The organism is Photobacterium angustum, from assembly GCF_002954615.1.
Lineage (GTDB): Bacteria > Pseudomonadota > Gammaproteobacteria > Enterobacterales > Vibrionaceae > Photobacterium > Photobacterium angustum_A.
Window position 1 is genome coordinate 810,228 of record NZ_MSCJ01000001.1, and the last position, 14,186, is coordinate 824,413.

The 14,186-nt window shown below is 40.8% G+C and carries 9 protein-coding genes; 1 reads left to right on the forward strand and 8 read right to left on the reverse strand.

What is annotated here, in order from left to right; all coding sequences use genetic code 11:
• Nucleotides 1-42 precede the first annotated feature (42 nt).
• The 7 genes from glpD to torT all read right to left on the reverse strand — a co-directional run bounded on the left by glpD (nucleotide 43) and on the right by torT (nucleotide 8,310).
• Nucleotides 43-1,587, reverse strand: a complete 1,545-nt coding sequence (glpD, locus tag BTO08_RS03365; RefSeq protein ID WP_105059890.1) for a glycerol-3-phosphate dehydrogenase — start codon at nucleotides 1,585-1,587, stop codon at nucleotides 43-45.
• A gap of 174 nt (nucleotides 1,588-1,761) precedes the next feature.
• Nucleotides 1,762-2,544, reverse strand: coding sequence for a DeoR/GlpR family transcriptional regulator (locus tag BTO08_RS03370; protein ID WP_105059891.1), 783 nt, complete (start codon nucleotides 2,542-2,544; stop codon nucleotides 1,762-1,764).
• Between the two features lie 173 nt (nucleotides 2,545-2,717).
• Nucleotides 2,718-4,235 (reverse strand): glycerol kinase GlpK, encoded by a 1,518-nt coding sequence (gene glpK / locus BTO08_RS03375; protein WP_105059892.1) that lies wholly within the window; start codon nucleotides 4,233-4,235, stop codon nucleotides 2,718-2,720.
• A gap of 49 nt (nucleotides 4,236-4,284) precedes the next feature.
• Nucleotides 4,285-5,142, reverse strand: coding sequence for an MIP/aquaporin family protein (locus BTO08_RS03380; RefSeq protein WP_105059893.1), 858 nt, complete (start codon nucleotides 5,140-5,142; stop codon nucleotides 4,285-4,287).
• A gap of 312 nt (nucleotides 5,143-5,454) precedes the next feature.
• Nucleotides 5,455-6,435 carry an alcohol dehydrogenase catalytic domain-containing protein gene (locus BTO08_RS03385; RefSeq protein WP_105059894.1) on the reverse strand — a complete coding sequence of 327 codons (981 nt, stop codon included), beginning with the start codon at nucleotides 6,433-6,435 and terminating at the stop codon, nucleotides 5,455-5,457.
• A gap of 182 nt (nucleotides 6,436-6,617) precedes the next feature.
• On the reverse strand, nucleotides 6,618-7,076 hold the full coding sequence (locus BTO08_RS03390; RefSeq protein WP_105059895.1) for a methylglyoxal synthase: 459 nt from the start codon (nucleotides 7,074-7,076) through the stop codon (nucleotides 6,618-6,620).
• Nucleotides 7,077-7,239: 163 nt separating this feature from the next.
• Nucleotides 7,240-8,310 carry a TMAO reductase system periplasmic protein TorT gene (torT, locus tag BTO08_RS03395; protein WP_105059896.1) on the reverse strand — a complete coding sequence of 357 codons (1,071 nt, stop codon included), beginning with the start codon at nucleotides 8,308-8,310 and terminating at the stop codon, nucleotides 7,240-7,242.
• 221 nt (nucleotides 8,311-8,531) lie between these two features.
• On the opposite strand from torT, the gene torS reads away from it, so the two are divergent.
• Entirely contained in the window at nucleotides 8,532-11,447 is a 2,916-nt protein-coding gene (gene torS, locus BTO08_RS03400; RefSeq protein ID WP_105059897.1) for a TMAO reductase system sensor histidine kinase/response regulator TorS, read from the forward strand.
• A 475-nt stretch (nucleotides 11,448-11,922) separates the two neighbouring features.
• Here torS and fusA read toward each other — a convergent pair whose 3' ends face one another.
• On the reverse strand, nucleotides 11,923-14,010 hold the full coding sequence (fusA, locus tag BTO08_RS03405; protein WP_105059898.1) for an elongation factor G: 2,088 nt from the start codon (nucleotides 14,008-14,010) through the stop codon (nucleotides 11,923-11,925).
• Nucleotides 14,011-14,186: the final 176 nt, after the last annotated feature.

Genomic DNA, 14,186 nt, shown 5'->3' on the forward strand with positions numbered 1-14,186 from the left:
TTTTTTTATTTCTGTAAAAGTAAGTTATGGGCTTTATTGTTATTAGCCGGCTTTATGAAAACTAACGATGTTGTTTGATGGAGCATTAGCATCGATGTACTCTTTGACCTGTAATTGCTGCTCATCGGTTAGGTATAGGCCTAATTTGGTTCGGCGCCACAAGAAGTCTTCGACCGTTTTCACATGTTCATGTGCGATAACATAATCAATTTCTTTTTGGTAAACACCATCAGCAAATTGAATGCCCATATCTTCAATACAAGTTACGTCTGCCAACATCTTATAGCAGTAACTTCCAAATTGTTTTACATAGCGTAATGCTTGTTTATCACTTAGCCATGGGTAACGGTTCTGTAAGCTATCAGCAAGTTGTTTTCGTGAACAGCTGAAGTTTCCACCCGGTAGGGCTTGATTGGCTGTCCATGGTTTTCCCATTTGTGGGAAGAAAGGTTCTAGGTGCTTCATCGCTGATTCTGACAGCTTTCTGTAGGTCGTTAATTTGCCACCAAAAATAGAAAGCAAAGGTGCTTGGTCTAGTTCTTGCTCAAGTTCTAATGTGTAATCACGTGTGATTGCTTGTGGTGAATTTGATTCATCATCACACAGTGGACGAACGCCACTAAACGTCCACACCACATCTTCTCGACCGAGTTGATCAACAAAGTGTTGATTTACAATATCAATTAAGTAATCGATTTCGGTCTCATCAATCGCCACATGACGAGGATCGCCTTTGTATTCTAGATCTGTCGTGCCAATGATTGAGAAGTCATCAAGGTAGGGAATGACAAAAACAATTCGGTTATCTTTGTTCTGAAGAATATAGGCTTGCTCTTCATTATGAATTTTTGGCACTACAATGTGTGAGCCTTTGATCAAACGAATATTACGTGGCGACGACGTTTCTAAACCGTTATCAAAAAATTGCTTAACCCAAGGTCCTGCCGCATTAACAAGCGCTTTTGTTCGTCGTTCAAAGCGTTCACCTGTACGTTGATCAACCATGGTTACGCGCCAAATGTCACCTTCTCTTACCGCATTTTCAACTTTGCAGTAGTTGGCAACTTCGCCACCATTTTCTTCGATAGCCATAATGTTTAATAGCACTAAACGCGCGTCATCAACCCAACAATCAGAATACTCAAAACCAACTTTCATTTCTGGTTTAAGTAAACCAGATTGCGCTAGGTTAATTTTTTTACTCGCAGGTAAGGTGGTTCGTTTGCCTAAATTATCATAAAGAAAGAGACCACAGCGGATCATCCAAGCTGGACGTAAAAAAGGACGATGAGGCAGACGGAATCGCATAGGCTCGGCAACATGAGGCGCTTTATTTAAGATCACTTCACGTTCAGCGAGTGCTTCGGAAACAAGGCGAAACTCATAATGTTCAAGGTAGCGTAGACCACCATGAATGAGTTTTGAACTTGCAGATGACGTGGCAGAGGCAAAATCATTTGCTTCGTATAAAGCAACATTTAATCCTCGACCAGCCGCATCTGCAGCAATACCTGCACCATTAATACCGCCACCTATGACGATGATATCGAGAAGAGGGGTTGCGCTATTGTTTTTAGTGATATCCATAAAACGACCTTAAAAATGAGCAAACGAACATAAGAGAGCATAATGTAAGCATAACTTAAGTTTCGTTTGTGATCATTTGTTGTTTTCGTTTATTGTTCGTTTTTGCTCGTTTATGTGATTTGTATAAAAAAATGCGCTTTTTTATTGAATTAGTTTTACGATTGTTAGCATGTTTTACTCATTATGGTCATGCTCGGATACCACCTCAATTTGTAATTGATGTTCATTAATAATTGAAAGAATATTTTCAGGTGGTTGCTGATCGGTAAACAGTGCATCCACTTGCGAAATACAGCCCAGTTTTACCATTGCATTACGACCAAATTTAGAATGATCCACTGCAAGAAATACTCGGCGACTATTTTCAATAATGGCTTGTTTTACACGTACTTCATGATAATCAAAATCAAGTAACGAGCCGTCATTATCGATACCACTGATCCCTAAGATGCCAAAATCTAGGCGAAATTGTTGAATGAAATCGAGCGTGGCTTCTCCAATGATACCGCCATCATGATCACGAACTTCACCACCGGCGAGAATCACTTTAATTTCTGGGTTTGATAACAAAATTGTGGCAGCATTTAAGTTGTTGGTTACAACACGTAGTTGTTTGTGTTGGACACACAGTGCACGTGCGACAGCTTCAGGTGTGGTGCCTATATCAATAAACAGTGATGCCCCATCAGGGATATGTTTAACAAGACTTGCGGCTATTAAGTCTTTCTCGCTGAAATTAAGTGACTTACGGGTAATGTAAGAGGTATTTTCAGAGCTAAGTGGTGTTGTTGCTCCACCGTGATAGCGACGAATTTTATTGGTGTCGGCGAGTTCGTTAAGATCGCGGCGAATCGTTTGAGGGCTGACGTTAAAACGTTCGACTAACTCTTCTGTACTGACATAGCCCTGTTTTTTCACCAACTCTATAATTTCTTGGTGTCTTGGTATTTGTTTCACTAAAAATTTCCCTGTCTTACTTGGCATTGCCAGATATACATTTAAATATAATGATATCTATTGTGCTTTAATTTTCCTTTCCATAGAAGTGATTCAATTCTCTTATCTGTATTCAAATAAAAAAGAGCGTTACAAAGAACGCTCTTTTTCTCTTTTATTCGTTTTATGAATAATTAATCTTCGCAATCATGCATTTCTGCCCATGTTTGCGCGCATTTAACTGCGCGTTTCCAACCTTTATAGCGTCGCTCACGCTTATCATCACAAGCGTGGGGATTGAAAGTGCGGTTAATTACGGCTTTATCTTTTAGCTCATCAATATTATTCCAGAATCCGACAGCTAAGCCAGCAAGGTAAGCAGCACCTAGTGCGGTGACTTCAGTGACCTCTGGACGCTGAACTTCAGTATCTAACACATCAGACTGGAACTGCATTAAGAAGTTATTAGCAACGGCGCCACCATCAACTTTCAATGCGGCAAGCTGTATACCAGAATCCGCTTTCATGGCGTCAATGACATCACGGGTTTGATAAGCAATACTTTCAAGCGTTGCGCGAATAATATGGTTCGAGTTCACGCCGCGGGTTAAACCAACAATTGTACCGCGTGCGTAAGCATCCCAATATGGTGCACCTAACCCCGTAAAGGCTGGAACGACATAAACACCGTTTGAAGTATCAACTTTAGTGGCAAAGTACTCGGAGTCTTTGGCATCGGCTAATAGCTTCATTTCATCACGTAGCCATTGAATCGATGCGCCACCCATAAAGACAGCACCTTCAAGTGCGTAGGATGCTTCACCCGATGGTCCACAGGCTAATGTAGTGAGTAGGCCATGAGTTGATGATACTTTTTCTTGTCCTGTGTTCATTAACAAGAAACAGCCCGTTCCGTAAGTGTTTTTAGCTTGCCCTGGCTCGACACACATTTGACCGTATAAAGCGGCTTGTTGATCGCCGGCAATGCCCGCAATTGGAATACGTGTACCGCCTTTACCACCAATATTGGTTTTACCGTAAACTTCCGATGAGCGTTTTACTTCTGGCATCATTGAAGCAGGAATACCTAACTCATCGAGAAGTTTTTGATCCCATTCAAGGGTGTTGATATTAAATAACATGGTACGAGAGGCGTTGGTGTAATCTGTTACATGAACGCGGCCTTGAGTCATTTTCCATACTAGCCAAGTATCAACAGTACCAAACAGTAATTTACCAGCCTCTGCATCTTCTCGCGCGCCATCAACATTATCTAAAATCCATTTTACTTTGGTACCAGAGAAATAAGGGTCAAGGACAAGACCTGTATTCTCGCGTACATATTCTTCTAATCCACGTTGTTTTAATTCTTCACAGATCTCTGCGGTACGACGACACTGCCATACAATGGCGTTATAAACTGGCTTACCTGTTTCTTTATTCCAAACAATAGTGGTTTCACGTTGGTTTGTAATACCGATCGCTGCAATTTGATCGCTACGTATACCTGATTGGCCTAGTACTTCGACTAAGGTTGAACTTTGGGTGGCATAGATCTCTAGTGGATCATGTTCAACCCAACCCGCTTGAGGATAAATTTGGGTAAATTCTCTTTGAGCGACACTTACGATATTGGCATCGTGGTCAAGAATAACTGCACGAGAGCTTGTTGTGCCTTGGTCTAACGCTACGATGTATTTTGGATCGTTCATGTTTTTGTCCTTTGTTTCAAACTATTATAATTATACTAGGAAGTAGAGGTTAAGCTTGCGTGCGAGCTTCTTCTTCTGTGTTTTTGTCACATTGATTTGGAATTGTACAACCTTGTCCTTGTTGAGGCAGATGCGCTGCAACAACTTTAGGGTATAACCAGCCACCAAAACAGGCGCCAGCAATGGGAGCAAAAATCGGCACAATAAAGTAAGGAATATCAAGACCACCTGTTAGTGCTTTATCCCAACCTGCGAAATAGGCGAACAACTTAGGGCCAAAATCACGCGCTGGATTCATAGCAAAGCCTGTTAGTGGACCTAAAGAGCTACCAATTACGGCAATTAAAATCCCGATAAGTAGTGGATTTAAAGCACCACGGGATGCGCCATTGTTTTCATCACCAAGGGCTAAGATGGCGAACATCAATACTGCTGTGATCACAAACTCTACAGCAAATGCGCCGAAAAATGACAGACTGGCATGTGGGTAAGTCGAGAAGATCCCTGCGGTTGCCAATGCTTCATTACTGCTTCGTACAAATTGATGGGTTATTTCATATTGGGTAAAGAGGTTGCTATATAGGGCATAGATAAGCGCAGCAGAGCAGAAAGCCCCAAGAAGTTGACTAATAATGTAGGGAGCGACTTTCTTTTTATCAAAACCGTGAAATGCAGCAAGAGCGATAGTAACAGCTGGGTTAATATGTGCACCAGACACGCCTGCGGTACAATATATGGCAATAGTAACACCTAATCCCCAGATTATACTGACTTCCCATTGCCCAAAATCAGCTCCTGTTAATACTAAAGCAGCGACACAGCCGACACCAAAAAAGATTAACAATCCTGTGCCGATAAATTCAGCGATACATTCGCCGAGTAGGGAGGGGTGTTTCGTTATTGTCATTTTAATTATCCTTATTATTCACGTCGAAGGTTATTGGCTGGGAGCACGGCATATCTTCTACAATATTCGACATTGCGAAAACAAAGAAACATTAAAAATGCGCGTTCGAGCATTAAATGAAAATAAAATGTATTTATTTTGTTAAATGGCTCATGTTTTTTAAACGAATAAATTAATGAAAAAACATAAAAGGAAAGACGTTATGCGTATTTATATCTTTTATTAAGGTATGAAGTGGCGGGTATTGATGAGTTTTCGTAATAAAAAAGGACTCATATGAGTCCTTCGTTTTTGTTCTATTTAAAAGCTTAGTTAGGGATTAACATAAACAATCACTTTACCGCTATGTTTTTTGTTTTGAATACCAATCAATGCGTCAGGAAGTTTGGTAAAGGGGACGATTTTTTCAACCATACTTTTAAGCTCACCATCAGCGACAAGCTCACTGAGTTTGTTGCCAATATCTGCAAGATGAGCAATATGTTCTGGTGCTCCGTGGGCATAGGTGCCATGTAAAGCCACTTCATGGATACTTAATGCTTTAGTCGTCGCTAATAGCGGCACTTGAGTGAACTGATCGGCGACCATCACAATATGTCCGTTATAACGGATTAGCGCGCTCATAAGGCTACCGGAACGTGCTGAGACACAGTCTATGACGCCATGCAGCATTTGATCTTCTGTTAGGTTGATTATTTCGAGGGCAACATTTTGTTCAGGCGAAAGTACCGCATCAAGTCCATAACTTAATAAACGTTGGTGATGTTGACGTTCGGCAATCGCATAAACCGTAGCCCCTGCTTTTTTGGCGAGTTGCGCTGCAAATCCACCGACTCCACCACCAGCTCCTGTGATCGCTATACGTTGACCTTTCTGGACTTGTAATTTGTCGTGAACGGCTATCCATGCACTGTATCCAGCACAGGGTAAAGCGGCTGCATCAGTGAAAGATAAGGTAAGAGGAATACGACTTGCGGCGGAGGCTTTCACGCAGGCATATTCAGCAAATCCACCTGCAGTACGAGGATCTGCAAAGAAGATGACTCTATCACCGATTGAAAATTGTTTTACATTCTCGCCTATACTTTCAACCGTTCCTGCAACATCTAATCCGATGATTTGAGGGTAATTCCATGTTGCGTAACCCCATTCTGTTAATTTGTAATCCATGGGGTTTAGCCCTACAGCCGCGACTTTAATGCAAATTTCGTCTGCGCTAGGGGTGGGCGTATCGGTTTCTTCGAGAGATAGTGCGCTTATTCCATTTGGCTGTTTTAACATCCACGCTTTCATTGGCAACTTCCTCTACTACATATAATCTATTTAACAATATAACGCATTACATGTATTTTCATAATTTAGTTGTAGTAATTGTGCCATAACGGAAGGGATTTCAATTAATTGTTACTTTCTCGCAAAGGTGAGGCTATTTGAGCCTTTCGCTATGAATGCAAAAGGCTAAAAATAACTAAGTACTAATTTATGCGTTCTGCTAGGTAGGCATCGTAATCAGGAACTTCAATACTTACTTTTTGATCGAGAAGTGGTGAGGTGATCATGAAGTTTGCGCTAGCACGGTTAGTCGCAACGGGGATATTCCATACTGCTGAAATGCGGAGTAACGCTTTTACATCAGGGTCATGAGGAACGGCGTTGAGTGGGTCCCAGAAGAAAATCATCATATCGATTTTACCTTCTGAAATCAGAGCGCCTAATTGTTGATCACCTCCCATTGGACCACTGATTAAGCAAGTGATCGGTAAGCCTATTTCTTTTGATAAGAGGTGTCCTGTTGTACCTGTAGCGTATAGCTTGTGAGATGCCAGTTTATCTTTATGTTCTTTAACCCAACGAAGTAGATCAACTTTACAGTTATCGTGTGCAACGAGGGCGATATGTTTAGAGGATGCCATTGTGCGGGTTGTTCTGTGCATCATATTTCCTTGCTAAGATGTTCTGATCGTAATTATGAAATAATAGATATCAGAACCTTATAAATGAGTAAAACACAATAATCTAATTATTAGCGGTGACACAAATATTATATTTGAGAACAAAATATCCTGCGTCAAAGAACCTAGGACGCAGGACAAAGCATTATTGTTTTACATGGTGGTCTTTAACATAAAAAGAAGGGCGGAACTCAGCGGGTGATAACGACTCTGCAATCACTTTTTTAGGTAAATATTCTGGTGTGAGATTGACAATTGAAGGTGCAATATCGAGTACGACTGGCTTATGTTCAAGATAACGAACAGCTTGGTCGATAGATAGCATGGCTTGTTCCGCCATTTTATCGGTAGGGGCAAATAATATGCGATGACGTCTTAAGCCTCGATAAACACCATGACTGAGGTAAGTTGATACAATTTTTATGTTGTGAATATCATGAGTACGTAACTCACTTATTGCTACTTCTGCCGCCACAGCGCCACCAACAATGTAGTTAATATCTTCTTTTGATCCGAGGATTTGCTGAATCAAATTTCGTTGTAATTCTTTACTGTTATCGGCCCATAAGGTTGTCACAATTTCTACATCGCTGTTTTTAATCGCGTCTTTAAAACCACGAGATACAGGTTTAGTACCACCTTGGAGTTGAGGGCCTGGTAGCCAAGCGACTTTTACCACACCTGAACCTTTCGGGTGACGTTTAGCCAGGTATTCACCTGCAGCTTTACCCATGTCATACCAATTTACACCTACTTTGGCTTTCACATGTTGGCGAATATCAGGATCGGTAAAATCAATATTGTTCGTCATTAAAAATACAGGCGTATTACCAATAAGTTTAGAAAGTATTCCGTTATAGGCTTCGTCATCTACCGTGCCTAGAATAATCGCATCTGCACCCCATTGATGGCATTTTTGTAGCTGCAATGTTTGCTTATCTAAATTGGGATAACCGCCAGCTTCCATCACTTTTAATGTAATGCCTAATTTTTTTGCTTGTTTAACCATTCCATAATTGATCGATAACCAATATGAATCTTTTAAATGTGGGTAAACTGCACAGACTTTCCATGGCTTAGTAACGGAAGTTAAAAAATCATATTGGACTTCAGTTGCTTTTTTATCTGCCTGAAAAGGAGGTTGATAGGAGATCACTTCTTGTGCAGAAGCTGTTTGGATGGAAAGTAAAAACAAAACAAAACAAAAAATGCGCATTTATACCAACATTATTTTAGGTTTAAAGTCATATCGCTGGCAAAATAGTAGCGCTTTATTTTCTCTTGTGAAATAGCGAGCATACTGAGCAACGACAGATATACGATATTATATACCTAAGTAACCTTGAGATGTTTAATTGAGTGACAACACGCGGCATTAAATGCTTGAAGTCACTTTGGTATATATGGGTTGCAAACATTTTGATGTAGAGATTATTTATGACGTTTACCCTAAAAGGTATCGGAACGAAATTGTTAATAGCCTTTTCAGCAATGGCTAGCTTGATGATTATTGCAGTAATGATTGGTGTCGCAGGTTTTTCATTAGTGGCTAAAACTGAGCGTACGGTAATTAATTCTGCTGTACCTGCATTAGCAGAAGCGCGTCAGTTATCCGATTTAAGTTCTCGTATTATTTTTAATGCACAAGTATTGGCAAAATCTAAAGCAGAATCTGAACGTATGCGACAAGGGCGTGCGTTAACCATTCATATTGAAGCATTAAATCGAAGCTTGCATTCACTTGAACAATTTTCTTTTGATCAACCGTTAATGGTGAAATTAGAAGAAGATGTAAAGCGGATTGTTGATAATTTAGCATTATTAGGTTTACTTGTAGGGCGTCAGATCGATCTTCAAAGTCAGTTAGATAAGCTAACGACAGAGATGACGAAAGCCACCCATCAAATTGATAATTTATCTCAATCTCAGGTTTCAAATGCCAATACCATTGCGGTGGCTAACGTGTCTCGCATCTATGATTTAGTCGCAGATGGAAATAAACCTGCTGTCTATAAAGCATTAGATAGTCTCGTTGAAGTGGATATGGACTTATCTGAGCGTTTATTTGAATTGCGTTTTTTATCGCTACAAGTGATCAATATGCTGGATGATTCTAGTCGTATTGCTGATATTAAATCCCTCGTGGCACTCAAAAAACGCTATAACGATGCGGTAGGCATCATGAGTCAGCGAGTGAAATCAGTTGAAGATCCTAGCCGTTCAGAACAATTAGTCGAGTTAACAGCTCAGCTTAATCGTGGTCGTTTATTGTTTGGGGTTATTGAGCAGCTTATTTATGCAAAGCAAGATGTTGAGCGCCTTGATCAACAAAATTTGGTGTTATTCCAGCAGTTAAATCATACCGTTGATGACATTATTGATGTTGCTAATGTGAATACTCAGCAAGCGGTTAAACGTGTTGATCATACTTTAACACTTGCCCGAAATACGTTAATAGTGATCTCTGCAATTGGTTTATTGGCGTTAGTACTCATTATGTGGCGATTTGTTTATGCGCGAGTGATTTGCCGTATTAACGAATATAGCCGTGCATTATCAGCTTTAACCCGAGGCGATTTAGGGGTCAGAATTAACGTCAAAGGGGATGATGAATTAGCGCAAATGGGGCGAGCTATTTTAGTGGCTCGTGACACCGCTAATGAGCGATATCGTTTGGCGCAAGCTGAGTCAAAGGCGCGGCAAGAATTACAAGAGCACAAAGCTAGCCTTGAACGATTAGTCGCAAAACGTACTGGCGAGCTTGAGAAAATAAACAGTCGCTTAAATGAAGAAGTTTATAATCATTATAAAGCGCGTGATGAAGCCGAAAAAGCAAACCGCGCGAAGTCTTCATTTCTTGCAACTATGAGCCATGAGATCCGAACACCAATGAATGGTGTCTTAGGTACTGCATCGTTATTAGCAGATACACAATTAACATCACAACAGAAACGCTATCTCGATGTGATAAACCGCAGTGGTGAAACCTTACTTGATATTTTAAATGACATTCTTGATTACTCGAAAATTGAAGCTGGGCATTTAGATATAAGGCCAAGTAACTTTTCCGTTGTTCGGATGGTTACTGATGTGTCTAATATGTTAGAAGGGCGTGCGTTTGCAAAACGTATTGGTCTTGAGTGCCATATTTCACCACAAGTTGAAGGAATATGGTTTGGTGACGAGAGTCGCATACGTCAAGTGCTAGTAAATCTCGTAGGTAATGCGATTAAGTTTACAGATACGGGCAAAGTTTCAATTTTTGTAGAGCCTCATCCAGACATGCCAGATGAATTGCTGTTTTCTGTAAAAGATACGGGTATTGGTATTGATGAAGAAGAGCAAAACCTCTTATTCAGTGCTTTCCAGCAAGCAGAAGCAGGACGAAAATCCATTGAAGGCACAGGTTTAGGCTTAGCAATTAGTAAACATATTGTAGCGGCAATGGATGGTGAAATTGGATTAGAGTCAGTTGTTGGTGAAGGGAGTTGTTTTTGGTTTGCATTGCCTCTTGAACACGGCGAAGGGAGTTTAGAAACCGATGATAAAAGAGTGATTATGCGCTCTGCTCATATTTTGTTGGTGGAAGATAATCCAGTAAATAGTATGGTTGCGGAAGGTTTCTTAACTCGTTTAGGCCATACTGTTGTCACGGCTTTCGATGGTGCTGAAGCTGAAGAAATATTCAAAAATCAACGTTTTGATATCGCGTTATTAGATATCAACTTACCAGATACTGACGGTGTTCAGTTACTCAGTCGTTTACGTCGGCTAGAAGATAATAACCACGAAGCATGGGAAGAGCCGACGCCTATGGTTGCGTTTTCTGCTCATGTTTTTCGTGAAGAAGTTGAATTATATTTAAATGCTGGTTTTGCAGGGTTCTTACCTAAGCCGTTAGTAGAAAAGCAGTTGATTGATACAATGAGCAGTATCTTAAAAGGTGAGAAGCGTGTGATTATTGAAAAAGGCATTGGAGAAGAGAGTGTGGAAGTTAAGCAAACAGAGAGTACGATTCCACTGTTAAAAGAATCTGTTTTAGGTAGTGATCTCCAAGTATTGGGTGAAGCCCAAGTGAAGCAGCTTATTCACTTATTTGGAGAATCATCGAACTTAACGTTATCAAAGCTTCATCAGGCTATTGATGATGAAAATTTATCAGAAGTGGCTAAACAAGCGCATACATTAAAAGGTGCTGCTGGAACCATGGGGTTAATGCAACTTCATCATATTTGCTCAGAATTTGAAAAAAATGCGAAAGAAGGTTCGATTAATGGCTTAGAAGTGAGCTCACTACAATTAGTGTTTGATCAATCTGTCGCGATATTAGAAACAACCTTTATCAGTGCATAACCAAAGCCATTAAGATAAGAAAGGGTCACATAGTGCCCTTTTTTATTATCTGTAAAACCGTTTAGCACCATTAGCATTTGCTTGAAACGATATTGACATCAGAAGAGATCGCAGTGCTACCTGATCAGCATCTTTAACAAAGGTAGACTGACTGTTGATACCTATAGCAACATTATTCAGCACAGCAGTTCGTTCCTGCATCATCGGCAATAAATCTCAAGCAGCGATGATGGCGAGAATAAGGGTAATGATTTCAATTAGAGCAATTCATTATATCGCTATTTTTCATACATCAGTAATTGTGATTGTTATCAATAGCGTTGGGTAAGTGTGTGCAAGGTAAACAACGTGAGACTAAAAAGATGAAATGATAGGAGGTGAGGTATGGTGATATGGAATGATTTTTACTTGATAAAAAAATAACCCCGAGAGCAAAGCCCTCGGGGTTAAAAAGATTACTTAGAGTAATTAAAAATTACTTCTTAGCGTTCTTTTCTTTCTGCTCAGCGATTACTTTTTCAGCAACGTTTGCAGGACATGGTGCGTAGTGTGCGAACTCCATAGAGAACTGACCACGACCAGAAGTCATTGTACGTAGAGAACCGATGTAACCAAACATTTCTGAAAGAGGTACATCAGCCTTGATACGAACGCCAGTTGTACCAGCCATTTGGTCTTTGATCATACCACGACGACGGTTAAGGTCACCGATAACATCACCAACGTGATCTTCAGGAGTGAACACGTCAACGTGCATGATTGGCTCAAGAAGCTGTGCGCCAGCTTTAGGCATAGATTGACGGAATGCACCTTTCGCTGCGATTTCAAATGCTACAGCAGATGAATCGACTGCGTGGAATGCACCATCAACAAGCTCAACTTCAACATCAAGAACAGGGAAACCAGCAAGAACACCAGTATCCATCATGCCTTTGAAGCCTTTCTCGATTGCAGGCCAGAATTCTTTAGGAACGTTACCACCGATTACAGATGATGAGAACGTAAAGCCTGAACCTACTTCACCTGGTTTCATGATGTAGTCGATCTTACCGAACTGACCAGAACCACCAGACTGTTTCTTATGCGTGTAGCTATCTTCAACAGGCTTAGTGATAGTTTCACGGTAAGCAACCTGAGGTTGACCAACGACTAGGTCTACACCGTATGTACGCTTAAGGATATCAACCTTAATGTCTAGGTGAAGTTCACCCATACCTTTAAGGATTGTTTCACCTGAATCTTCATCAGTCTCAACTTGGAATGATGGATCTTCTGCAACCATCTTACCGATCGCGATACCCATTTTCTCAGAACCGCCTTTATCTTTTGGAGATACAGCGATTGAGATAACTGGTGTTGGGAAGATCATTGGCTCAAGAGTACACTCGTGCTTAACATCACATAGAGTGTGACCAGTTTGAACGTTCTTCATACCAACGATAGCGATGATGTCACCAGCTTGCGCGTAAGTAAGTTCGTTACGATCGTTAGCTTGCATCTCAACCATACGGCCGATACGCTCAGTCTTACCAGTTGCACTGTTAAGAACTGTGTCACCTTTGTTCAGTTTACCAGAGTAAATACGAACGAAAGTTAGGGCACCAAAACGGTCATCCATGATTTTGAATGCTAGCGCTTTGAATGGTTCGTCAACAGATACTGTTGCAACTTCACCAGTTGGCTCACCAGTTTCTGGATCTGTTAGTGGCTGTGGATCTACTTCTGTTGGAGAAGGTAGGTAATCAACAACAGCATCTAGTACAAGCTGCATACCTTTGTTTTTGAATGCAGAACCACAGAATGTTGGGAAGAAATCACAAGTACGAGTACCTTTACGGATACAACGCTTGATGTCTTCGATAGAAGGCTCTTCACCTTCCATGTAAGCTTCCATTAGGTCGTCATCTTGCTCAACAGCAGTTTCAACAAGCTCTTCACGGTAAGCTTCAACATCATCAACCATGTCAGCTGGGATGTCTGTAATTTCGTAGTTTTCTGGAAGACCAGTGTCATCCCAAACGTATGCTTGACGGTTTAGAACGTCAACAACACCAACGAAATCATCTTCACGACCGATTGGAAGTGTCATGATTAGTGGAGTTGCGCCAAGTACATTTTTAACTTGGTCTGTAACGCGGAAGAAATCTGCGCCCATACGGTCTAGTTTGTTAACGAAGATGATACGTGCAACTTCAGATTCGTTAGCGTAACGCCAGTTTGTTTCAGACTGAGGCTCAACACCACCAGAACCACAGAATACACCGATACCACCATCAAGTACTTTAAGAGAACGGTAAACTTCAACTGTGAAGTCAACGTGTCCAGGAGTATCGATAACGTTGAAACGGTGATCTTTCCAGAAACAACTTACAGCTGCAGACTGGATAGTAATACCGCGCTCAGCTTCCTGTTCCATGAAGTCAGTAGTAGATTCACCATCGTGAACCTCACCAGTTTTATGGATTTGACCAGTTAGCTTAAGGATACGCTCGGTAGTAGTAGTTTTACCCGCATCAACGTGGGCGAAAATACCAATGTTTCTGTATTTAGATAAATCTGTCATTGTTTTTCTCTATCAACAATTACGGTCACATGTGAGGTCGCGGATTATAGCACTACTTATATCAACCAGAACATAGCTATGCGTAATAAAATCGTTATTCGCTTGCTTTTTACTCTAGCTGTTAGGCTTGTTGCCCATTTACACAGCAAATCAAGCTACAAAAAACAAGGTTAGTT